15 protein-coding genes and 4 pseudogenes are annotated in these 24,247 nt (G+C 31.5%); 7 read left to right on the forward strand and 12 right to left on the reverse strand.

Going from position 1 to position 24,247, the window contains the following annotated elements; genetic code table 11:
• Positions 1-362 precede the first annotated feature (362 nt).
• From AAG068_RS16015 to vanR-A, 5 genes and pseudogenes are all read right to left on the reverse strand, one after another.
• Entirely contained in the window at positions 363-1,346 is a 984-nt protein-coding gene (locus AAG068_RS16015) for a glycerophosphodiester phosphodiesterase family protein (RefSeq protein ID WP_342714942.1), read from the reverse strand.
• Between the two features lie 294 nt (positions 1,347-1,640).
• Positions 1,641-2,279 carry a VanZ family protein gene (locus tag AAG068_RS16020; protein ID WP_048561045.1) on the reverse strand — a complete coding sequence of 213 codons (639 nt, stop codon included), beginning with the start codon at positions 2,277-2,279 and terminating at the stop codon, positions 1,641-1,643.
• Between the two features lie 113 nt (positions 2,280-2,392).
• Positions 2,393-2,578, reverse strand: a pseudogene (locus AAG068_RS29975) (D-Ala-D-Ala carboxypeptidase VanY); the annotation flags it as partial.
• 622 nt (positions 2,579-3,200) lie between these two features.
• Entirely contained in the window at positions 3,201-4,349 is a 1,149-nt protein-coding gene (gene vanS, locus AAG068_RS16030; protein WP_428846004.1) for a vancomycin resistance histidine kinase VanS, read from the reverse strand.
• The gene (gene vanR-A / locus AAG068_RS16035; protein WP_001281104.1) at positions 4,333-5,028 is read right to left on the reverse strand and encodes a vancomycin resistance response regulator transcription factor VanR-A; all 696 of its coding nucleotides are present in this window, start codon (positions 5,026-5,028) and stop codon (positions 4,333-4,335) included. Before vanR-A ends, vanS begins: the two co-directional genes overlap by 17 nt.
• A gap of 100 nt (positions 5,029-5,128) precedes the next feature.
• Between vanR-A and AAG068_RS29980 the strand changes: the two are divergent.
• A pseudogene (locus AAG068_RS29980) lies at positions 5,129-5,233 on the forward strand (Tn3 family transposase); the annotation flags it as partial.
• Between the two features lie 459 nt (positions 5,234-5,692).
• Here the strand turns inward: AAG068_RS29980 and AAG068_RS16040 are convergent.
• From AAG068_RS16040 to AAG068_RS16065, 6 genes and pseudogenes are all read right to left on the reverse strand, one after another.
• A pseudogene (locus tag AAG068_RS16040) lies at positions 5,693-7,675 on the reverse strand (serine hydrolase).
• A gap of 392 nt (positions 7,676-8,067) precedes the next feature.
• Complete coding sequence (locus tag AAG068_RS16045; RefSeq protein ID WP_000403244.1) at positions 8,068-8,283, reverse strand: DUF2164 family protein; 216 nt, start codon at positions 8,281-8,283, stop codon at positions 8,068-8,070.
• Between the two features lie 227 nt (positions 8,284-8,510).
• Positions 8,511-9,713 carry an MFS transporter gene (locus AAG068_RS16050; RefSeq protein WP_342714945.1) on the reverse strand — a complete coding sequence of 401 codons (1,203 nt, stop codon included), beginning with the start codon at positions 9,711-9,713 and terminating at the stop codon, positions 8,511-8,513.
• A 74-nt stretch (positions 9,714-9,787) separates the two neighbouring features.
• Positions 9,788-10,837 (reverse strand): Gfo/Idh/MocA family protein, encoded by a 1,050-nt coding sequence (locus AAG068_RS16055; protein WP_342714946.1) that lies wholly within the window; start codon positions 10,835-10,837, stop codon positions 9,788-9,790.
• A 17-nt stretch (positions 10,838-10,854) separates the two neighbouring features.
• Complete coding sequence (locus tag AAG068_RS16060) at positions 10,855-11,715, reverse strand: HAD-IIB family hydrolase (protein WP_342714947.1); 861 nt, start codon at positions 11,713-11,715, stop codon at positions 10,855-10,857.
• Positions 11,702-13,027 (reverse strand): DegT/DnrJ/EryC1/StrS family aminotransferase, encoded by a 1,326-nt coding sequence (locus AAG068_RS16065; RefSeq protein WP_342714948.1) that lies wholly within the window; start codon positions 13,025-13,027, stop codon positions 11,702-11,704. The genes AAG068_RS16060 and AAG068_RS16065 overlap by 14 nt, the downstream gene beginning before the upstream one ends.
• Before the next feature lie 98 nt (positions 13,028-13,125).
• Here AAG068_RS16065 and AAG068_RS16070 point away from each other — a divergent pair, with 98 nt between their 5' ends.
• From AAG068_RS16070 to AAG068_RS16085, 4 genes and pseudogenes are all read left to right on the forward strand, one after another.
• Complete coding sequence (locus AAG068_RS16070) at positions 13,126-14,115, forward strand: LacI family DNA-binding transcriptional regulator (RefSeq protein ID WP_000256373.1); 990 nt, start codon at positions 13,126-13,128, stop codon at positions 14,113-14,115.
• Between the two features lie 281 nt (positions 14,116-14,396).
• Positions 14,397-14,822 carry a hypothetical protein gene (locus tag AAG068_RS16075; RefSeq protein ID WP_342714949.1) on the forward strand — a complete coding sequence of 142 codons (426 nt, stop codon included), beginning with the start codon at positions 14,397-14,399 and terminating at the stop codon, positions 14,820-14,822.
• A 601-nt stretch (positions 14,823-15,423) separates the two neighbouring features.
• A complete protein-coding gene (locus AAG068_RS16080) occupies positions 15,424-15,993 on the forward strand; it encodes a methyltransferase (protein ID WP_342714950.1) in 570 nt (189 codons plus the stop codon).
• Positions 15,994-16,401: 408 nt separating this feature from the next.
• Positions 16,402-17,817, forward strand: a pseudogene (locus AAG068_RS16085) (phosphatidylinositol-specific phospholipase C).
• A gap of 175 nt (positions 17,818-17,992) precedes the next feature.
• On the opposite strand, the gene AAG068_RS16090 reads toward AAG068_RS16085, so the two are convergent.
• A complete protein-coding gene (locus AAG068_RS16090) occupies positions 17,993-19,369 on the reverse strand; it encodes a lytic polysaccharide monooxygenase (protein WP_342714951.1) in 1,377 nt (458 codons plus the stop codon).
• 972 nt (positions 19,370-20,341) lie between these two features.
• Here AAG068_RS16090 and AAG068_RS16095 point away from each other — a divergent pair.
• Both AAG068_RS16095 and AAG068_RS16100 read left to right on the forward strand, forming a co-directional pair.
• On the forward strand, positions 20,342-21,505 hold the full coding sequence (locus AAG068_RS16095) for a cytochrome P450 (RefSeq protein WP_342714952.1): 1,164 nt from the start codon (positions 20,342-20,344) through the stop codon (positions 21,503-21,505).
• Between the two features lie 1,156 nt (positions 21,506-22,661).
• Positions 22,662-23,705 (forward strand): Fic family protein, encoded by a 1,044-nt coding sequence (locus AAG068_RS16100; RefSeq protein ID WP_242254448.1) that lies wholly within the window; start codon positions 22,662-22,664, stop codon positions 23,703-23,705.
• Positions 23,706-24,247: the final 542 nt, after the last annotated feature.

Below are 24,247 nucleotides of genomic sequence, written 5' to 3' on the forward strand. Positions count from 1 at the left end.
AAATATGAAAAATTGCATATTATCCATTTATAGAATTATTAAGATATTAACTCCTTATAGGGGTACCTTCACATGTCTATCAACCTAAGATTTGAAAGTACCCCCAAATGAAAAATTTACTTTTCTACAGTTAGTTATGAGGATTCAGCTCATTTTTTTACATCTTGCGAGTAATTATTAATCATTGTCGTACTTCTGTTTAAAATAAGTTTTCTTCATTCAAAAAACACCCCTGATTTCCATTATTCATAGGAAATCAAGGGTGTTTATCGGTATATAAACCTTTAAAATTATTAATAAGTCTTCTTTTAAAATATAAATGGTTAAACAGATGAAAAAAACTTCGACTGTTATATTATCCCTTATTTCTTAAATACAGGTGCTATTTTATCAAGGCGATTTGTCCAAATTCCACCTGTATAATCTTCAGGAAGGCGTTTTATATCTTCAGATGAGTCAAATCCACTTGAAAACCCAAACCCATTTCCTCCTACAATGATAACTCGAGTATCTGCTTTATCCATTCGATTAAGAAAACGATTTGGCCATCCCCAAAGCCAAGGAGCCACTTTGTCTGGTATATGTAATTCTCCATGCTTCAGGCTTGAAGGTATGTAGCCAGTCCACCCTAATGCCATATAAGTAATAAGATCTTTTTTCATGGTCGCTTTTGACATTGTTCGTAAACTAGGGATGCGCTCTTTTATCGCAGCAATTGGTTTATCGCCACCATATACAGTTAGTTGATCAAGGCGCTTCGCTGGTAATTTCTTGAGGTGAGTAGCCAATTGAATTCCTTCATTTTCATCATCACTTTTAATATGAATAAGAAAAGAACGGTCTGGAAAATGGGTAAGTACTTCATCAAGTGTTGGCATAAGATTAATCCCTTTGCCACGAAACGGGAATGTTTTACCCCCATCAGCTGTATAACCGTAACCAATATCAAGTGCTTGTAATTTTTTTGTTGTAAAATCTCTTGTAACACCTTTACCATTAGTACGGCAATCAAGAGTCCAGTCATGAAAAATAACAAAATTATTATCTTTAGTTGGTTGAACATCAAACTCTACTAGATCAGCTCCAGCTTTAAATGCCGCTTCCATAGATGGAATTGTATTTTCTAAATAAGAATGTTCAGGTTTATTTATACGTTCTGCTGTACATGTATCACTCTCAATCTCTTCCATGCTAAATGTTTGTGAAAGTCCTCGGTGAGCAAGAAGAAGAGGAGTCCCATCGTCCCTCTTAGCAAAAAAAGAACTGTTATTTACATAAACAAATACGAATAGGATAAGAATTATCCAAGTCGTTTTACGTTTCAATATCCTTTTTAGTTTGTTCATTGTATGCTCCTCTTAAATTTTGGTTGAAATGCCTTAAATAATTTTCGGCATTTAAATACTGGTAAATATTAAAGCCTATCTTATTTTTTCACAATGGATATAATTGTTAATTAAAGGCTAGTACTTTGATATAAAACGAGAGCAATAGAAATCAATTCAATAACCACTCAACTTTCAGTAAGAATAGTTTTGAAAAATTTCTATGAGAATTTAATATAAATGGGTATATGTAATATCCTATTATTTAAGAATCAATTTGCTATATGTATATTATCTGACAGTATCTTAATCACCTTATTGAAGGATTAGAGGCCGTCTAAATAAAACTGGATAATAAATCAACATCATACCTATAAATGAGCAAACTAAATAAAAAATAGCCTCGTATTTTATTACTAGAGAAATATTATTATCAATCTTTTTTTCATCTCTTTTATATATCATTTTGAATAATACTCTATATAATAAATACCCAATAATTGCTCCCAGGGTGTTCATAGATAAATCATCAATATCTGTAATTCTATTATCTAGCAATTGACCTAACTCAATAGCCAATGAAAAACCGAATCCAGCATAGGCAGCACTTTTCATTGTTCTAAACTGCGGCCAAATAGTCGGCAATAAAAAACCTAATGGCATAAACAGTAAAATGTTTAAGACATAAGTAGTCATACCTTCAGAAGCAAATGGAATCAAGTTAATTTGATTTGCACGAATTAATGTTTCGTATCTACCTATGTCCCATATAGTCCCTATCTGCGTTACCTTATACACTAGTGAAAGGTAGAATAGAAAAACATACACCCATACAAAATGCTGAATAGATATATTTTTTTTCGTTTTAAAATAAAATCCAATTTGAAACACTATACAAAAAATAATAGTAAAAAAATAAGTATATAAATAATTAATCAAAACTCCTGAATGCATTTAAAATCTCCTAACTTTACATTGTAATCTATAACTTTGTCATTTTAGAATATAATTCAAGCACGGGTGGTCACAATCACCCCATCTATATTATTTCCAGATATTTCACGAAATTAATTTACTGGTATTTCAACGTCAATTGTCTTGTTTTGAAAAAAGGGATAATATGAAATCGTATATTTTTTCCCATCAATGCTTGCTGAAATACTCTCTTCTTCTTTTAAATAATCCAGGTATTCTTCCAAGGCTAAATTCATTTTTTGCATAATCGTACTGTGAGGCAAACCGACATAGCGAATAGGCTATTTACTGTTAATTAAGAGCAAATCCCCTTGATAGATCTGTTCTTTTACAATCTCTTTCTTTTGAATAATTGAGGTAGTCCCTGTATTATCTATGTTATCTTTGTGATTTTGGTTATATTTTTGTACCTCTACTTTATTCTGAAAAAACAGTGCTTTATTCATGAAAGCAAAACCTAAGAAAAATAACAATAAAAAACACTACTTCTTCATTTTCAGCTTCCTCCTTAAGTAAATGACTTGATGATGATGTCACGCTGATTCAGCGCTGAAGATTTCGGATATGTAACTCTTAACGATTACTTTCTGCAAAGCGAAGCTATATCTATGTGGATACTCTGTTCAGTTGTGTGCAGGTACATCCAAAACAGCAGATTGCTCATTTGACACAATTCGTTAAAAGGAAAAGAAGTATTTGTGTCACTCTTTTTCTAAACATTTGAGCTATTTTAATCCACGCATAAGTTATCATATCTTTCTTTGACGAAATAAAAAAAGCTCGTTCTTATGGTTTAAGTCTACCGCATAAGAACGAGCCATTTTTTAATATTAAATTGTTAATTTCCTAAGAAAAAGTAGAGATAACCTTAAGAATTCCTTAAGAAACAGTGATTATTTTCTATGAACCCTCTTTATCAACCAAGTCTTGAAAGGCTGGAAGCTCTACCGTGAATGTCGTAGAGTTATCATTACTTTCCGCGTAAATCTGTCCACCATGCTGAACAATGATTTCTTTTGCAATCGCCAATCCAAGTCCCGCGCCGCCCGTATCAGAAGAACGGGCATCATCCAATCTGTAAAACTTTTCAAATATGTTAGCGAGTTTATCTTTCGGGATGCATCCAGCATTCTCGAAAACGATAGATACCACATCCTCGGATAGGTCCGCCTTAATGTCAATAACGCTGTCGTCCTTGCTGTATGCAGTGGCGTTTTTCAAAATATTGTTAAAGACCCTCGCTAGCTTATCAGGGTCACCAAATACGGTCAAATCTTCAGAAGCATGGAGTACCACCTGTTTTCCCTTCGCGGCAAGCTGGGGATAAAATTCATCAGTCATTTGCACCAACATATAATATAGATCTATATGTTTTTTCGTGAGCGTAATCGTTTGAAGGTTATATCGCGTAATTTCAAAAAACTCGTCAATTAGCTGTTCCAGGCGATACGCTTTTTCTAACGTGATACGCACATATTTTGCCTTTTGCTCTCTTGGCATGTCTGGTGCCTCGTCAAGCAGGATTAGATAACCGATAACTGATGTAAGAGGCGTTTTAATATCGTGTGCCAAGTACATAACAACTTCATTTTTTCTTTGTTCGGCCAGCTTTGCATCATGCTCTCGCTTTTCAAGGGTTCGCTTTAACGTGTTGAGCTTCTGTTCCATGAACTCCATTTCCGCAGAAAGCTCAATTTGTTTATCTTCGTTCTGAATAAGTATATCAATACCGGTATTTATCTCTTCAAAGTATTCTACAAATTTTAAAAGCATAACTCGGCATAGAATAAGAATACTAATGGCTACCGCCACATAAATAAAAATTTCTATATTGTTCCGTATAGTATACTGATATATTATCATTGCGTCCCAACGCTCTAAATGATAACTGTTTTCCAAAAAACGTACGATCCACTCTCCAAGTGTTCCTTGGATAAATAGACGTAAAAACAGCACAAATACAACTGCTGCCATGACAATCGTAAGGATATATTGGTAGAGTTTCCGTTTTAATTTTGAATAATCGATTTTTTTATTTTTCAATTTTATAGCCGATCCCCCATACCGTTTTTATATATTTCGGATTATCAACCGTGTCGTTCATCTTTTCTCGCAGATGTCGGATATGCACGGTGATAGTGTTATTACTCTTGCTGAAATATTCGTCACCCCATATCTCATGAAACAGCTGCTCAGAGCTAACCACATTTCCCTTGTTTTCACAGAGGATACGCAGGATTGAAAACTCGGTGGGAGTGAGAGATAACGGTTTCTCGTTCAGAGAACACTCATGCGTGCTTATATTAATAACAAGACCAGAGTGGACGATAACATTCTCGTTCTGTGCCGTTACTCCATTGTATTTTTTATACCGGCGTAACTGCGCTTTGACTCGCGCAATTAACTCTAGTGGACGAAAAGGCTTTGTAATATAATCATCCGCGCCAATTGTTAGCCCAGTAATTTTATCTACTTCTGTATCTTTCGCTGTCAACATGATAATTGGATAGGTATGCTTTTCTCTTATTTTTTGACAGATAGTGAGACCACTTACGTCGGGAAGCATAATGTCCAATATTGCAAGGTCAATAGCATTCTTGTCTATACATTCCAACGCTTCTTTAGCAGTATAGTATTTGAAAACCGTATAATTCTCGTTTTTCAAGTATAGCTCAACCAAATCGGCAATTTCACGTTCATCTTCCACAATAAGTACTTTATCACTCATGATTACCAATCCTCCTTTATGGATGTGCTTTTCTCAATCGGAATCTTTTCTGAATAACGAGCCTATCATACCTATTACACCAAGTAAAGTCATATTGCTGTATTCAGACACAGTCGGTTACACAAAATAGATTTTCGGATTTACCCATTTATTGGGGTTTAATTTTACGCCAAGAATAAGAGCTCTATCGGACTCAAAATTATTTACAATAGTTAAAGCAATATACTCTCCCTTTAGAAAACAGAACAATTTCGTCTTAAATTGACTTTGCATAATCTTAACTTGATAGCAATGTTTGCGCTATTTCAAAATACTAAAATCTCCTTCAAAAAAAGAAAGGCGGTAACGAATGTATTACTGTGACCTGGCTTGGACTGAATCCCCTTGTTATAGGTTTTTATATTATTATTATTAATAATTACGGTACATGAAATTAATAATAATAATAATAATATAAAAAAAGCTCCCCTGAAAGGAGCTCCTTACATTACAAAACACTTATGAAATCCTTCTAATTACAACTATACTTAAGATTTGGAGTATGCTTATAACTCCGCCACCTCTATTTGTTACGAATAATCATTGGTCAAAGATTATTCTTTTTCTGTGTATTATTTCAAGCTCTTTAGATCTTCTCTCTTTGTGAAATTTATCTCAAAACAAATTAACTAGATAATAAAACGTAAAATAATAATGCAGCTGCCTCTTGCCGTTTCATACTTTGTTTTGATAGATAATCTGCTGATCCATCTTCATTATATATAACCTCAGGCCCTACTAAACGATGACCTACAATGTTTTTCACGGATTCTATTGCCCATTCATCAGTTTCTCCCTTTAATGTTGCATCTGCAGATGGCGCTCCTAACATTTTTAAATACTGCCAGGTAATCCATGCTGCTTCTTGTCTAGTAATTGCACGGTCTGGATGGAATTGTTCCCCTTCTTTTTCATATAAAATACCAATTTCATATAACTTTTGAATATGTGGTGCATATGGATGATTTTTCACATCAGAAAACACTGGTTCTTTTTTTGAAGGTGGCGTAAAGTAAGCAATTTGAGATAACCAATATGCAAATTCTGCTCATGTAAGAGAAGATTCTGGAGTGAAATTCCCCTCCTTATTTGCTTGTAATACCTCGTATTGATGTAAAGGATTTATAAACTTAGCATATGGATGATTTTCATCTACGTCTTTAAATCTCTCAGGCTCACTTAGCTTCACCGCTGAACTACCAGAGTTCCAATGTATCATTTCTTTCACGGTACCATCTTTGTGAAGTTTAAACGCCATATAATCCCCTTTTTCATCCTCAAATAGTAAAGGGTCTATTTGTTTTAGCTCCTGTTTACCATATGCTTTATCACTTACATATAATTTCCCTTCACTTATGTTTACATGTGACATTAGGTTTTTTAATCTCAAATCACGGTAAACCCCTTCAAATTTCTTTAATTCTTCTTCATTAGGTTTCAAATATTCAGGCTTTGTCTTATCTGGGAAATATTCATTCATAAAATCATCAAATACTTCAACAGGTAGTGCTGAACTATCTTTATTTGTAACAACAAAAACTCCAATTTTATGCTCTGGAATTAACCACATTAAAGATGAAAAACCTGGTATATTCCCACCTTTACCAAACACATATTGCCCATTATGACTTTGCGGTGAAAAGAACTCAAATCCGTATGTCATATTAGGGTATTTGGGATGTAAAGCAAATTTTGTTTTTTGCATATCTTCTACAGTTTCTTTTTGTAGTATTTGGTTATTTTTAAATTTACCATCATTCAATTGAGCAATCATGAAATTGGCTACATCACTCCCTGTAGAAAACATACTCCCTTGTGGCATATCTGTTGGTCTAGTTTGATAAAATGGGATAACATTACCTTTAGCATCATATCCTGTTGCTAACTTTTCTTTAATAAAATTTGTCATAACAAAACTGCTATTATGCATTTCTAAAGGGTAAAAAACATTTTTGGCCATATATTTGTAAAAAGGTGTGTTTGTCAGATTTTGAACAATATACCCTTGAAGCATAGAAGCAAAATTATCATATGTATATGTATCTCCTGGCTTTCTCACTACTGTGGGCATATTATCTTCTACATAATCTTTAAGCATTGTATAATCATTATCTTGATAATGGATGTCCTCTGGTCTAGGATCTACGTAATCAAACCCTGTTGTATGGGTAAGTAAATGCTCCATTGTAACTGGTTCACCCATGTTATTTTGGTACTTTAATCCCCCCATATAATTTACTATATCTTTATTTAAATCAATTTTTCCTTGTTCAACTAACTGCATGACAGCACTAGCAGTAAAAACTTTTGATATTGACGCTAATCGAAAAACTGTTTTGTTAGGATCGATGGGAGTATTCTTTTCTTTATCGGAAAATCCGAATCCCTTTTGAAATAGAATTTGATTATCCTTTACAACGACAAGAGCTACACCAGCCGCGTTTTCTTTTTTCATTTTCTCTGGGATTACTTTATTGGTGAACGCTTCTACATCTTTAGGATTTAATGTTATTGGTGTAACAGTTTCGGCTTTTGAATAATTGCTCCCCAGAAAAACTAACAAAATACAAACACTTACAGCTATTAACCTTTGAAAATAATTTTTCATTCTTTTGTTCCTATTCCCCAAATTAATTCCCCCTTTAATAATAGATTTATTGATTATTCATCTATAGGTTAACCAACCATATTCTACCATTATATAGGTATTTTTTCTAATTTTATTTCAATTCTGTCATTTATTAACTATTCCCATATGGAATTAGTCTATATATCATTAGGTTTTAGTTATAGAAAATGATATAGCATACAAAAATGCGGGACAGTCTTTAATGTAGACTTTCATCGACAAGTTTTTCATAATATCCTAAGAAAGAAAACACCCATCCTTTATAATCAATAAAATTGGATGGGTGTTTTGTAACGCATTACTTATTCTACTCTTACTGGGTATTAAGGTATCTAAAATGATACCTTATTTTTTCAATTGTCATTTAAAGTCTATTGACTGTATATATCTTTCTCTATATTCTTTAACAACATTTCCAACCTATCCCTAGTAACTTGATTAAAATGTGGATTTAATTCCTTTATTATGAATTCAAGTAACTCATAGCTTATGTATTCACCCAATTCCAGTGAATACTGTTCAGCTAAAAAAGACTTTAATTTTTTAGAGATATCAATCTTATCCTTTTTACTAATCTTTATCTCCATTCGATAACAAACCCCTCTTAGATTAATCTGAAAAGCTAATTAAAATAACTTTTTATTACCTGAGAACTGGTCACTGTTGCATATCATTTTTATTTTTGAAGTATCTCTGTTTTATATATTACACAGCACAATATATAAAACAAAGCCCAAATACAGAATTTTTAACTTTATCAACTTTTTTAGGAATTCCCAATAAAATTAACTTTTTCATATTATAAAAATTTTTTCTATAAATTTTTCATACTTTCTACCTTTTTGGCACTTTCGTTACCGTAAGTTGCAATTTTCCTCATTTTTAAAATAATACAACCTAGACTCAATGCAAAAAGTGAAAATATCCCAAAAGTAACAGTTATAGTATTTAATGATAGACTCCAGCTAATTAAGAAAGATACTAGTGCCCCCCCTAAACTGGCCGATGCGATAAATAGACTAGTCACTTGATCAATATTATTTTCCATAATACGGGAAGCTAAGATTAATGTTATTGGAAAAACACCCGCTATGACTAAACCAATAATAAAGATGATAAACAAATACATACCTGTACCTCGAACAAAGGGAAATAGAGATAAAAGAATCACTAATGTAAAGCAACTAGATGTAATGTATGTCCAATAATTAAATTTATGGGCTAGCTTACCTACAAGTATTCTTCCTATAACTATTGCTAGCCAAAAACAAGATATACTCAATGAACTGATTAATTCATTATTGGTAAGAATCATTATTGTAGATAAAAAATTTGCAAGATTAGTTTCTATGCCTGCATATAAGAATGCAAAAAGTGAAATAAATAATATAACTGTAATCTTTTCACTTTTAAATTTCAGAGTAAATGAGGAAAGGGATGCTCCTCCCTTTTCATTATTTTGAGGAGAAAAATTTAGAAATTTTGTACGTCCAAACATGTACCAAACAAATAGTGTAAAAATAAAGAATAGTAATATCCCATAAAGAATAAAATACCATTCATAAAATTTTATAATATAATTAACTAGTAACGGAAACCCTAGCGCCCCAACCCCAAACCATACTTCAAGAATGCTAAATTTAGCAGCACTATTCCTTTCTGCTGAAATAATAAAGGAACCCACCGTAGTTTCTAACAAACCTGCTCCATAGCCTAATACAAAGCAAATAACAGATAAATATGCCCATTCTTTTATATATATAAAACCTCCTAGAACGATGGACATTACTAAAACACCTAATGTTATTGTTTTAAAATAATGATACTTTCTTACTAGTATAGGCGAACTTAGAACACCAAATAAAAAACCTGTAAATTGAAAAAATATTAAAACACCTAATTGATCAGGGGTTCTTCCATAATATTGTATTAATGAAGGAATTAAACTACCGATACAAACATGTATGATTCCTACAATAAAATAAAACAAGCAACCATAATAAAACATTAACCGCATCTTTTCTCAACTCCAATCCAAAATAAAAACAGGGATTTAAGTAAAAGTTCTAAACCCCTGTTTTTACCATAAAACTAAATAGTTGCTACAGATCGCTCTTTATTACTACTGCTTTTATCAAAAAACATATCCAAAATAACTTGTGAACGAAATCCATCTTCAAATGTTGCTACAGACTTTTTAGGACCACCTTCCGCAGCCTTTGCCCATTCTAAAATTTCACTTCTAAAAGAATCAGACCATTCAAAAATCTCATTTTCTGGATCGACTAGTAAAGGTAATGGTAATGCGATTTCATGTTTTTCCAATCCATCAAAGAGTCTATATTTATTTGGCTCTTTAGAAGAATACTTATATTCTTTTTTCGTACCTATTACCTCTATACTAAAACCACAATCATCAGGAAATGAACTTTTAGATGTTGTAATATTAACAAAAACCTTATTTTCCAATTGGCCATAAACCTCAGCATAGTCATCAACAAAAACTGGTTTGCTTTCTTTTTCCTTAACATTTGTTTTGATTTTAGTTCGAACGGTATCCTCTCTAAAATCACTCTCAAATAAAAACCATAGTAAATCTATTAGATGAATTCCCAAATCTCCCAAGGCTCCACTAGTTCTATTACTTTGAAAATCATCTCGCCAAGTAAACGAAGTTCTCCTAAAAGCGCTATTTTTTTTAAAATGCAATCTTATTACTACTATTTCCCCTAATTCTTCATTTTGAATTAATTGCTTTAAAGCCTTAACATAGGATAAGTAGCGATAATTAAACCCCATTGAAGCGACTAAATTAGTATTTTTCGCTATTGTCATCATGTACTTTGCTTCCTCACAAGAAATCGCCATAGGCTTTTCACATAAAACATGTTTGTTTTTTAATAATGCTTGAACAGCTTGAGATTTATGACAAAAATTCGGGGAAGATATTATTACCCCATCAACTACTTCTAGTAACTCTTCATAGCTATCAAAAACCTTCCCACCAAAATCCCCTACCAATTTATCGGCATTCTCAGAATTAACATCATACACTCCAACTAATTTACAATTATCAATAGTTGATAATGCTCTAGAATGAGCTCTTGCAATACTTCCTGCACCTATAATCCCAATATTCATTATATGAACATCCCCTTTTAATTAATAATGTGCTTTAGAGTATTTAAAATTCCAATCGAGTATTCACCTTGAGCTAGCATTGAGTGTGTTTTTTTGGCCTCTTCTGTTGCATTTTCTACTAAATAGCCATGCCTTACAGCTTGTAGCATCCTTAAATCATTCCCACTATCTCCAAAAGCAATTGCATTTGTTTTATCTAGTTCGTACTTGTCTAAAATAAATTTCACTATCTCATCTTTACCTGTTCCAAGTGGAATAAAATCTACATCATAGCAATTTTCTGGATCACCAGCTAATGGATTACATTTGTTAATATTAACTCCAACTTGGAATATCTCTCCGATTTCTTCTATCTTTTCTAAATTCTTTGCATCAATAAATTCATTTTGCTCTTCATAATAAAAATTAAATTTGTACTTAGAACTTCCTAATTGTGTCTGAGGTCTTAAAAAAATTTCATATTTTAATTCTAGCAATTTAAGAATTCTTTCAATCTTCGAAGAATCAAAACCACCCTCTATAATTCTCTCTTCCCAAATTTGATCATCTATAGTAGTCCCATTACTATCAAAGTACGTTATTTCTGTACCTAATCCACTCGCCACAAAATGAGGGAAATACTGAATACCACCCTTTTTCATTTTTTCAACAATTGATTCTAAACTACTTCCCGTTATCCAACCAATTACTAAATCCCCTTTACTTCCGTGTTCATACAAATACTTTTCTAACAATTTCATATTGCTTCTTTTAGAATCATCCATGTTATGAGGATAATAAGTTTCATCAAAATCACAGAACACTACATACTTAGGCTTTTTAACTTGTGGTAATCTTTCAAAATTTAAAGACTGTAAAACTTCATTACTTATTGACATTGAATAATCCCTCCAAAACGAAATTTTGCTCTTCTAACATCATATTTGGATGTAAAGGTAAATGTAATATTTCTTTATGAACTTGCTCTGTATTGAACATATTGTTTTGCAAATAATTTTCCTTTATCCACTTAGTATTTTGTTTATGAGATAATATCGGATAATAAATATCTGTTTCAATGTTATACAATTGGTACAATTTATTTTTCAACTCGTCTCTTCTTCCATTTTCAACTCTAATCGGAAAAAGGTGCCAGACATTATCTTCTGTCATTGTAGGTAGCTTAATTAGTTCTCTATCCTCTAATTCTTTTAAATCACGTATATATCGTTGAGCTAAATACGCCCTTTTTAAATTGTTATATGATAAGTACTTAATTCTTTCCAAACCAATAGCTGCTTGCAAATTATCAATTTTAGAATTGAATCCAAAGTCTAATACCTTTTTATTTTTTTTATCAATTTCAAATCCATGATAACTATATTGATTGCAACGAATGGCAAGAGTTTCATTATCAGTAATTATTGCTCCTGCCTTACCACATACACCAAAATTCTTATATGGATTAAAACTAAGGACAATAATATCTCCATATTCTCCAAGATTTGAAGAACCAATAGCTTGACATGCATCTTCAATAACTCTTAATTGATATATATCCGCAATTTCACGAATTTTTTTCATTTCACATTGTTTACCATACAAATGTACAGGTAAAATGCATTTAGTTTTTTTGGTGATAGCTTCTTCTATTTTAGATGGATCAATACAATAACTCTTCTGATCTATATCTACAAATATAGGTTTTGCTCCGACTGCTAACACGGCATTTTCAGTAGCCGCAAAACTATTAGCTGGCATAATTACTTCATCTCCAGGCTGAATACCAATAGATAACAATGACACCATAAGGGCATCTGTACCACTGCTTGTTGCAATTACAAACTTTTTATTTAAATAACTTCCGATTACTTCTTCTAGCTTTTTTGAAAATGGTCCACTTGTAAATTGACCTGTTGGTAAAACATCTTTTAAAACTCCAATAATTTTTTCAACCTCATCTTGAGAAATCAACCGATTAACTGGCATAAATTCTATTTTCTGTATATTTTTTCTGCTATAATTGAAAATATCTTTTTCTATATCAATATCTATTTTCAATTTGTTTTCCCTAAATAATTTCTCTTTCATCTTGTGATTCGGCAATATATTACTAATTTCAAATTCTTTTTCTTTTGTTTCCCCCTGTAGGCACTTTAATAAAGCTAAATTGTCTTTACTATGTCCAGAAATTGTAGTAAGAGTTTTCACGTTAAATCACCTCTAAGAAATTATTTTGAAAATCATGAGTAGACTATATTTTATGTTATCGATTACATGTCAACATATTTTTTACGGAGGGTTTCTCTATGGTAACAATTAATGAAATAGCTAAATTATGTAATGTATCAAATGCTACGGTTTCAAGAGTTCTAAATAATCATCCTTATGTAAATTCAGAAAAACGTGAGAAAATAATAAAAGTAATGCAAGAATTCAACTATACTCCTAGTGCTATTGCTAGGAATCTTAGGATAAATAAGACACAAACCATTGCTCTATCAATTCCAAATATAGATCATCCTTTTTTCGGGAAATTAGCTAGAGAAATTTCTAAAGAATTATTAAAACACAATTACAAATTGCTAATTTATCAGACTTTTTATGAGAAAAAAATAGAGCTTGAATTACTTTCATTACTAAAGAATAAAGCTGTAGATGGTGTAATTCTCGCATCCCTAGAAAATAGTTGGGAAAATATAGAGCATTATTTAGCATATGGGCCCATAATACTTTGTAATGAGTATGAGGAAAATGCACCTATTCCGATAATTTGTTACGATGAATTTGAAGCTGGATACAAAGCTGTTAAACATTTAATAAGCAAAGGTCATAAAAAAATTGGCTTTTGTTTTGACTCTCTTAATAGTCAAGCACAATTAAAACGCCAACAAGGTTATCTGCATGCCTTAAAAGAAAAACAATTACCATTCAATAAAAATTGGCTATTTGGAGATGCAATTACTATTAATGATGGATTTAAAATTTTTGAGAAACTAGATAAATTAAAAGATAAACCTACTGCATTATTTACTGGAAATGATCAAGTTGCTGCTGGAGTCATTAAAGGAGCTACTATTAAAGGGTATTCTATTCCAACTGACTTAGCTGTTTGTGGTTATGATAATCAATTAATTTGTACAGTTACAACCCCAACAATTAGTACTATTGATATTCCAATTGTTGAACTGAGTAAACGTACCGTTAACGAGATACTACTATATATAAATACAGATGAATCTATTAAACGTAAAATTATTGAATATCCTACTAACTTAATTATTCGTGAATCTACATAATTAAAATAAAAGTTTCTGCTTTAATTTATCTAATATATAAAAAGAGGACGTAAATAATAATGCGTTCTCTTTTTTATATTAAGCTAAAACAATCCATTAAAATGCTTTTCACGAAGTCAAATATATAAAGTTATTAAGAAAGATAAGTACTAACATTTTAACTGTTACAATAGGTGACACCACATAATTCATACTCACGAAAAGCATTACATATCACTCCATATCCAGCAATAAATTTCATTTTATGATAATATTTAGATATTAACATTAAGAGGATTTAGATGATGAAGAAATTAGTATTAGTAGTTGGTTTATCGGTTGTAATGTTAGCAGCTTGCGGTGAAAAAGAAATGGTTCAACAGGAGCAGTCAAAAACACAACAAACAACGGTGAAAACAGAACAACCAAAAGATGAGCAGACACGAATGACGAAAAGTATTGAACGTAGAACCAAGGAGATTATAGAATATTTCGGTGGTACTGTAACAGCGGTTGAATTAAATAAAGAAAATAACTTGTATGTATTATATGTTTTCGTTGACAAAACAGCATTGTCAAATGCTGATGAAGGCTTACGGAAAAATTCCGGCTACAGAACGAGAACAAAGTTAAAAGACGCCGTTGCGCAGAGTGGCTTGCAAGAATACGACAAAACAACCATAAGATACTTCACATCAGATGGTAAAACAGAAATCGAATTTGAATAAGCACTTCTACGTGAGTGCTTATTATTTTTACCTGTTATTTCAAGGTTTAGAAGATTATTTCGAACCTTTGACATTTAACCCCGGTTCGGAAAATTATTACGCTCTTTTCTCTTTTCTTTCAATACATCATAACTTTGATTCCTTCTCATTATTTTGAACTACCCCCTCTTTCACTTCATTTAGAAGTGAGGGAATCCTAAGAAAAGAATTCTTTCAAACTCTAATTGATTAGGCTATTCCCGTATCCCTTGCAATTAGAATCCCTATTGCTCCATTCTTTAAAATAAAAAATTGTGAAATTTTATAGCATTATGTAAGACATTTGATATCAAATATATTACATTCACTATAGAATTAGTTTATTTATAGGATTTCTATAGATAAACAAGGTACTAAATTGACTCTTAAGAAGTCATTACCATTATATTTATCTAAAAATTGAAAAAATATGTGTAGATAGATATCATCTAAAATACATATATAATTTTAATTCTCTGACATAATTCTTAAACCAGTTTTTTGTGCATTATTAAATAGAATATTACACAATGTCAGTCTTTAAAAGATTATATATCAAAACTTTAAGAGAGGAAGATAAACTATGAAGATGAAAAGAAAAATCATGATGACAACAGCACTTGCAGCTACGTTAGCTACAGGTGCACTACCTTCTACATCAGTATTTGCTGCAGAAAAAGAGGCTCCTATCCAACAAAAAGAGGCACAAATGAGTATTCAACCATTAGCACAAAATAATTTAGAAACAGCTGTTAATGCTGCCTTAAATGGTCCAGAAGTCAAAAAAATAAAAGTATTTGAGCATGAATTTAACGTAAAAGAAATAGAAGTAGTAAATCTAGGTGGAGGAAAAAAATATGTTAAGGGACAAATTTCTCATCATTTAAGTTTCCGTCCAGATGATCAATTTTATTATGAGTTTACTGTGCAAGATGGAAAAGTAGTAGATAAGCCTGTATTTAATATTGATAGAGGTGGTTGGACACCATTTGCTGCTCCACTTTTATCAATTCTTGCTGCGTATAATGGAATTCCAGTTAATCCAAATGATTTAAATTCACTTGGTCAGCAGATTGGTAAAGTTATAGATGGAAGCTGGGAACATGCAGCCCAATCTATCGCAACTGTAGTTAGTCTAAGTTTTAATGAGTAGAATGTTTTAATTTTTATTAGCATTGTAGGGACCACTTTTCCTAAATAGCCTTGTTATAAGAAATTCCTGAAACAGCTATAAATAGATTTTTACCGCTCACTCACATTATCTTAGTTTGTTAACCACCTTATCATTCATAATATGTCACAAAATAGAAGTCTTTTTAAGGCTTCTGTTTTGTTTGTATACAATACAGCAAAAAACTTATTTTTACCTATCTATGCTTCAATTCTTTAAAAATCCATTTGGCTATTAGATATAAATTATTACAATAAACTAATAATATCTTAAGTTAGCTCACTACCCCTTTTTCAATTACAAAAATTAATTACATTAGGAATAAAAAACAATAAATATAGTAAAAAACCATCTTATTATAGCTATTTTTTAAAGGTTAGGAGAGATAAAATGAACAAAATTAAAATTAAAAATTTCTTTAAAGTTAGCATCATTACTTGTTTTATACTAGCAAGTTTAAGTGCACCATCTACTATTTTAGCTGATAGTCATCCAGGTTATTCCTATGAACCCAATATAGGATATCAGAATCCATCATGGATGTCAGAAGTAGCTGATTCAACAAAATTAAGTGAAATATCTATTCCAGGAACTCATGGTACAATGGCTTTACATGGAGCAAGTTTTCTTGATGAAAATTTGACAAGGAATCAAACTATGAGTCTACCCTAACAATTAAATTCTGGAATTCGATATGTAGATATGCGCGTTAAACGTGTAAAAAATTCTTTTGCAATGTACCATGGCATTGTAAATCAAAAAGCAATGTTTGAAGATGTATTAAAAGACGCAATTCAATTTTTAAAAGATTATCCGACAGAAACAATTTTAATGCGCTTAAAAGAAGAAACTTCACCTGAAAGTGGATCTCTAGCATTTGAGGATATATTTTTAAAATATAAAAACGTTAATGCTTCATATTTTTGGGATCCTAATTCCGTACCAACTATAGACAGAAACAACCCTATTTTAGGAGATATCCGTGGCAAAATTGTAGTCTTACAAAACTTTACATCTTCTCAATTGTACGGTATTGATTACGATAGTTTGAATATACAAGATAAATTTGAAATTGGAAGCGGACCAGACGAAATATATGAAAAATGGAATGCGATAAAAACTCATCTACAAAGTGCAAATACTAACTTTAATAATGGAAAAATATATCTTAACCATTTTAGTGGTACGGGTGGTGCAGCCGCATTTTTAAATAATGTATATCCTTGGTTTGTTGCAAGCGGAAAAGAGAATAGAAATACTGATAGTAGCCCTAAGTTGATTCAAACGAATTACACTAATGCGTGGAGTGATTTCCCCCGCGATAGAAATGGGCAAGTATATTATGGTGGGATGAATACACTTGGGACCCAACTCTTACAACAAGGTGAAATTAGACATTCCGGTATTATCGCAGCTGATTTTCCCGGACCAGGTTTAATTGATAATATCATTAAATTAAATGGGGTGCATTCAAATGAAAAAGAGATATTAATTTTGCAAATTCCATCCGAATCTAGTCCTTTATCCGGACAAAAAAATCGATCCAGTCAAAACTTTAAAATTGATAGTTTACCTGTAGGTACCAAAGAATTAAAATGGGTTATTGAACCTTCAGAAAAAGATCATCCTTCTACTATCTCTTTCAATGTAATGATTGATGTTTCCCTCGGTACCGATTCTATTCGTTGGAAAAATATTTCACATGGATCTAGGACTGAGGCTTACTCAAATACTAAATATTATATCGCAAGTCCAATTGGTGCCACTAACAAATTCACTGTGAAAATATATGCTATTAAAAATTAGAAAAAAAGAATCCCAATGGAATACCATTGGGATTCTTTTTGGATTTCATTTCGTCAATATTAGATGGAGATTAAATTTATTTGCAAATCATTTAAACCATTCGAGAATTTATATTTTGCACGACCGTTTATTTTCAAAGAAAAATCCAAAAATGTTAAGTACATTTGCCCATTTATCATTGATTCAAAACTGGCTTCCAAAGCGATAGAGCAAAAATCCAATTTGTGTCACCATTTCCTTGATAATCTTGAACTGCTTCATACACTTTCCCCTCATATACTACTCTATCACCTTTAGTATATGCTTTTCTCGCATCCCATTTTTCATATGTGGAGTCCTCTGCCTTTGTTTTTACATTCAATACATCACTTCTACTAGATTCATTTCCAGCTAAATCAACCGCTGTTACTACATATTTATACGATGTATTAGCCTTCAATTCTTTATCCATAAAGGATGTATTATCCGTTGTCCCGATTTTATTCATAACTCCAGCGCTTTCTCTATATACAATATAATGGTCTACTCCTACATTATCTTCAGACGGACTCCACATCAAATCAACAGTTGTCGCTGTTGTACTCATACTATGTAATCCTTTCGGTTGAGTCGGAGCTTCTTTATCTGTTGTTTCATTTGCTGTCTTAATCTTTAGTTCTTCACTTTCTTTTGATATGTTTCCAGCAGAGTCTAATGCCTTTATTGTATAGGTATATTCCGTATTTTCTTTTAGCTTTTTATCAATAAATGTTGTACCTGATACCGTATCAATTACTTCTCCATTGCGTAACACTTGATACTCTTTTACACCTATATTATCCGTAGAGGCCTTCCATGTTAGTGCAACACTATTGGCAGTAACGTTAGACGTACTTAAACCAGTTGGTTGACTTGGGGCTACTGTATCGGGAGCTTCATTATTTACTAGATTTACATCAATTACATTATAAAACGCATTTGACGTATCTGCTACATCCCATACAGCTAAAATAACATGATAACCATTTCGATCAGTTGGTACATTAATTGTATGTGTTAAATTATTTGATGCGACCGAACCATCATGTTTCACTGTTCCAATTGGTTCTAATTCAGCACGTGTTAATGGTTTATTAGGGTCCCATCCCTTTTTTGTAATATAATAATGCCATTTACTTGTAAGATGTGCAGCTGTATATTTCCATGTAAATGTAGTTTCTCCACCCTTAATCGTATTTTTGAACCAGCGATTTGATGTTTGTTGGTCAAGGATTCCTCCAAACAGTCCTCCTGCCGAAGCGATTTTCCCATCAATCGGTCCACCATCTGGGAATCCTTTAGGTGCTTCTAGACTTTGAGGTTCGTACATTATATTTCCACAATTTAAATTTAATGCTCCATAATTCTGACTACATAAAGCAGCACGACTGGTTGGCTTTTCAACAAATCCGTGTGCATACGCACTTTGAGGAATCATTGTAATAGCCGTCACCCCTGCAGCTAAAACACAAGCACCAATTCCTTTTTTACTTTTTCTTAATCTTTCAAATTTAGATGTAAATTTCAAATTCATTCTTGTCCCCCCTATATATTATTGTTATCGCTAATATAATAGCAATATAGAGATAAACGAACAAATTACTTATAAATCTACTAATATCTCTCATACATTGGTACATTTATTATTATTTTTAATCTCATATAAAAATAAAATAAATACAATAAGTCTATTTTGTAACATTATGTATTAATAGAAGAATAGAAACCTCATTTAATTTCACAAAAAATTCAAATATTAATTTAAAATTTATGTTTAAACTTATGTAGAAAAAATACACTTTTAAAGTAAAAAAGACTGGAAGAAACTGATAATATCAGTTTCTTCCAGTCTTCACATTTCTATTATATAATTTCCAAATCTTAATTTGCACATGTTTTCTTAACCCCATGCCCATCAACTTAAGAAAAAAAGTTACCCCCAAAAAGAGAAAAATAAACTTCGATACTATAAAAACACAAAATTTCCATTTAGGGGGTACTTTAAAATCTTAGCTTGATAACGATGGGGTACTTTAAAATCTTAGCTTGATAACGATGGGGTACTTCAAAATCTTAAATTGATGGGCATGTATGGTGACCCCCTTTAGATAAACCAATCCAAAGGGTAAAAACATCACAACTTTGTTCAAAATCAAAACCTTATATATGTCATAATATTCATAATAATCAGAATAATATTTCTACAAATTCAAAATATTTACATTTGTGCTAAAAGTGTTAAATTTGATTTATGAATTATAAATCAACTACGGAGTTTTAATGAGAAAGGAAAAAAGTTTACTGACATCGCTTTAGCGAGTGCAATAATAGCTGGTGAATTTAGCATAACTCATGCTGCTCCTATTTATGCTAATAAGATTCAATCAGTTTCCAAATTAGAATCCCTTCTTGAGGAGACAATTAAGGAGGGTATTGGTGATTAGGAGAGCTCTTGTTAATTTATAGAAAAAGATAAAAACACTATTTTTTGTGAAAGGAGACGATTATGTTACAAAAAATAGAACTTAAATATGATCCTCTCGATCCTCAAACATTATTGAATCCATATCCTATTTATAAAAAGTTAAGAGAGAACGCTCCCGTTTATTGGCATGAAGGAATGAAATCATGGGTATTAACAAGATACGATGATTGTAAAGAAGTGCTACGTAATCATGAAGTGTTTACAACTGATAGAAGACGAGTTGGAGTGGAAATTCCAGATGTACGTCATAATGTTCAATCTTTGGATCCACCTGACAATATACCTTTGCGTAATCTATTAACGAAAGCTTTTAATTCACAGGATATTAATAATGTTCGAGAGAAAATACATGTATTAATTAAAGATATTTTAAAAAAACACAAATCAATAAATGAATTTGATTTTATGAGAGAGGTTTCCGCTCCGCTAGCATTAAGTATGACAGCAATTACACTTGGTGTTGATGAGCCAAACTTGGATTCTTTTCTTGAAATATCGGAAGCTATTACTCGACAAATGGATTCAGGACTAAGACCTGAGAATATTGAACCAGGTAATCAAGCACGCGAAAAACTCAATGCTCTTGTTGGTGAGTGGTTTGCTACTGAAGATAGGCCAGGAATTGTTTCATACATTAGAAAGCATGCTCAAAACACAAATGTTCCTGAGCATTACATTCGTAATACAACTGGTACGATGTTCAATGCAAGTTTTGGATCTTTATATGCTGTATTTGGTAATGTCGTGCTTGCTCTATTAGAACACCCAGAAGTATTTGATAAATTAAATGATAAATCTTTAATTGACACTGGGGTGGATGAATTAATTCGTTTTGATGGACCAGCACAAGGAACGGGTCGCATAGCTGCCAAAACGACAAAAATTAGAGATACTACAATTCAGAAAGGTGATGTAATTGTAGTACTGTTTGCTGCAGCCAATAGGGATCCGGAAGTGTTTCCTGAACCTGATAGTATAATTCTTGACCGTTCAAAAAATCCACATCTGGGGTTTGGTTGGGGACCACATACATGTGTAGGAACTTTTTTTGGTAAATTAGCAATTAAAGAATTGATTTTATGTCTTTTAGAAGAGTCGAGTCGTTTACGATTATTGAGACGCCCAACACGTAGGGTCACAGCTACTTCAAGAGGTATTGAGTTGTTGCCAGTTTCTTTTTCCTAACAATATTAGTTAATTTATAATGTGTTTTAAATATCTTTTCTCCAAATATCCATTAAAGGAGGTGATAATATGAATTACAATCACTAAGAAAATACATCCCTAAGGGCCGAGCTCAATATCTTGAGCTTGGCTCACATTTCCTCAAGTTAATCCCCCCTTCTTTAGATAAACATATCCGTAATACAATTAAAAAAAAAACGGTTAAACTATATTTTAAATATATGAATGAACTACCCACCACTTTGCAAAACTTAAAGTGGGAACTTCTCAGTTCCACGACAAAAATAATCTTTCGTTTCCCCGATCGTTTGTCCAACTTAATTTATAGCTCTTTTTAATGGCTATCTCCTGCCCTGTTAATCCTTCCTTTAAACAAATCATCAAGAGATTGATAATGTAAGATAAAAAAATATCCAATTCCCCCCATAACGTTCTACCAATTTATTGTATTATTTTTACCTAATAAGGTACAGAAACAAAGGGAAAAACTTCAGTGTGCTTGAGGTTTTGTTTTAAATAAATACAAACGTTTTTAGGGTGAAACGTTTAAAGGGTACATCACTGAATTTTTATTAAATGTTCCTGTACCTAGTATTCAAATTAACTTATGTCAAAATATTTTACAATACAAGTGTTAAACGTTACATATGTCTATATTTAATGATACATTTTATCAACATACCTCCCCTAATCTTTATATTAAATATAGAAAATTAAGCTCATTAGGATCTAATTTTGGAATTCTCATCATAGCAAATGAATAGATTAGGCACATAACTGTCACAAATTAATAGTTTATCTATTTTTTCAACCATGAAAAATTTATTGCCACTTCAATATTTACTCTAAAACTAAAACATATCTATAGCCACAACTACCTAATAATCTTTTAAAAGAGTCGATAGTTTTATATTTTTTATTTTTTTATTGTACATTTGTACATTTGATGTTAGGATTATGCCTATTAAAATTGAATCCTAACGATTCTTTTTTATAACTTTTATATTTTTATTATCAAATAAAAATATAGATTATAAAACAAGATCAAAATCAGAACAAAAATGTCGTTATTTGATAATGATGTCATGAAACACCTTTAGAATGGAATGGAATGATATATGCAACAACGTGTTAAGGGGTTACAGGGGGAACAAAAATGAGAGATTTTTTTGATGATAAGTATAAAAATATTGAATTAAAAAGGAGGTTAATCAATTTAATAAGTGAAATTAGCGAATTCAAAGGAAAATTAGCTGCTTATCAGGAACAAAACCCTGACATATTTAATAGTTTAGAAAAAACTATACCACTACATTACATAAAAAATTTCACTACTATTTATGAGGATATAAAAGTTCCTAATAAAAGATTAAAAGAACTTATTTTAGATGATATAGTACCTCAAAACATTTCGGAAGATGCTATTTTTTGTTATTATCAAACACTTTCTTTTGTACATAAAAACTCCTGTACTTTATCAATTAATCCAGCAACTATACAGGAATTACATTTTCAACTAATACATTACCTTACCTCTGATAGTGCCAAGTGGCGTGAAAAATCTTTTATTATTCCAGGTATTCCTGAGCATGGAATGCACTTGAATAGTTACCGCATTCTTCCACATGAACTCATTCCACAGTTTATGGAGCAATTATGTGATCAATACAACTCATTAAATACTAGTAAGGGGCTACATTCGCTTTTATTAATAGCTCGTTTTATATTAAATTTTTATTGCATAGTCCCTTTCAATCAAGGTAATGGCAGGCTAGCATTTATGTTAATGCAGTTGCTGCTAATTAAGAGTGGACATACATTTGTAAAATATGTATGTTTGGATAAGTATATTAAGAAAAATGAATCTGAATATTACAATTCGATTTATAAATCTTCGGTAAATTGGTACTGCGAGGAACACAATAGTAGCTTTTGGTTAAAAACGTTTTTAACTATTATATTAGAGGCTTACAAAGATCTGCATAACACTGTTCTAGATTCTATATGTAAACATACTAAAGTTGAGAGAATTCAGGATTTTATACTTAAACAAAAACAACCCTTTACTAAGGAAAGTATTCGTAACACATATCCAGACATTGCAGAGAGTACAATTAGTAAGGCTTTAAATTCCTTGCAATTATTTGGGCATATTAAGCTAGTTACAAAAGGAAGAAACGCAAAGTGGACTAAAGTTTGACCTTACTTTTAAAACTCTTACGGTTCAAAAATTCAATTATAACGTTATCAATGGTTTTCATGACTTTGGGCTCAAATTCATGGAATTTCATTTTAATTTTAGACTATTATTACTTTAGTTATATCTAATTCCTACAAAACATCTTATAGGAAAAGGGTACGTTTTCCACCACCTTTTCCTATAAAAATATTAGATATTAACGTAGAAAAATTGTCGAAAAAAGTCGCATTTTAATGTTTTTTCTTTATTTTCTGGTTGTAAACGTTTTAATTTCATGTTACCATCTTAATCAAACAATAGAGGGTAATAAAAATAAAAGTAATTCTTTCCCTTAGAAACATATAAATGTACGGTAACATCAAGAAAATAAGGCCAAAGAAATATTTGATACCTACCAAAATAACCAATAGGAATTTTGCACTTTAATTTTTCTGTCAATTCAGAAAAAAATATTTTGTCCCTAAACAAAAATTGTTAGCATGCAAAGTTTAAATACACTAGAACACCCAAATAAATGTAATGTCTTTTTAATCGATCATTAA

Source organism: Bacillus paramycoides (assembly GCF_038971285.1).
In the GTDB taxonomy this organism is placed as follows: Bacteria; Bacillota; Bacilli; order Bacillales; family Bacillaceae_G; genus Bacillus_A.

Excerpts from the sequence above, each read along its gene's own strand:
- AAG068_RS16015 (WP_342714942.1), bottom strand. The coding sequence starts at position 1,346 with ATGAACAAACTAAAAAGGATATTGAAACGTAAAACGACTTGGATAATT.
- AAG068_RS16020 (WP_048561045.1), bottom strand. The coding sequence starts at position 2,279 with ATGCATTCAGGAGTTTTGATTAATTATTTATATACTTATTTTTTTACT.
- vanR-A (WP_001281104.1), bottom strand. The coding sequence starts at position 5,028 with ATGAGTGATAAAGTACTTATTGTGGAAGATGAACGTGAAATTGCCGAT.
- AAG068_RS16045 (WP_000403244.1), bottom strand. The coding sequence starts at position 8,283 with ATGGAGATAAAGATTAGTAAAAAGGATAAGATTGATATCTCTAAAAAA.
- AAG068_RS16050 (WP_342714945.1), bottom strand. The coding sequence starts at position 9,713 with ATGCGGTTAATGTTTTATTATGGTTGCTTGTTTTATTTTATTGTAGGA.
- AAG068_RS16055 (WP_342714946.1), bottom strand. The coding sequence starts at position 10,837 with ATGAATATTGGGATTATAGGTGCAGGAAGTATTGCAAGAGCTCATTCT.
- AAG068_RS16060 (WP_342714947.1), bottom strand. The coding sequence starts at position 11,715 with ATGTCAATAAGTAATGAAGTTTTACAGTCTTTAAATTTTGAAAGATTA.
- AAG068_RS16070 (WP_000256373.1), top strand. The coding sequence starts at position 13,126 with ATGGTAACAATTAATGAAATAGCTAAATTATGTAATGTATCAAATGCT.
- AAG068_RS16075 (WP_342714949.1), top strand. The coding sequence starts at position 14,397 with ATGATGAAGAAATTAGTATTAGTAGTTGGTTTATCGGTTGTAATGTTA.
- AAG068_RS16080 (WP_342714950.1), top strand. The coding sequence starts at position 15,424 with ATGAAGATGAAAAGAAAAATCATGATGACAACAGCACTTGCAGCTACG.
- AAG068_RS16090 (WP_342714951.1), bottom strand. The coding sequence starts at position 19,369 with ATGAATTTGAAATTTACATCTAAATTTGAAAGATTAAGAAAAAGTAAA.
- AAG068_RS16095 (WP_342714952.1), top strand. The coding sequence starts at position 20,342 with ATGTTACAAAAAATAGAACTTAAATATGATCCTCTCGATCCTCAAACA.
- AAG068_RS16100 (WP_242254448.1), top strand. The coding sequence starts at position 22,662 with ATGAGAGATTTTTTTGATGATAAGTATAAAAATATTGAATTAAAAAGG.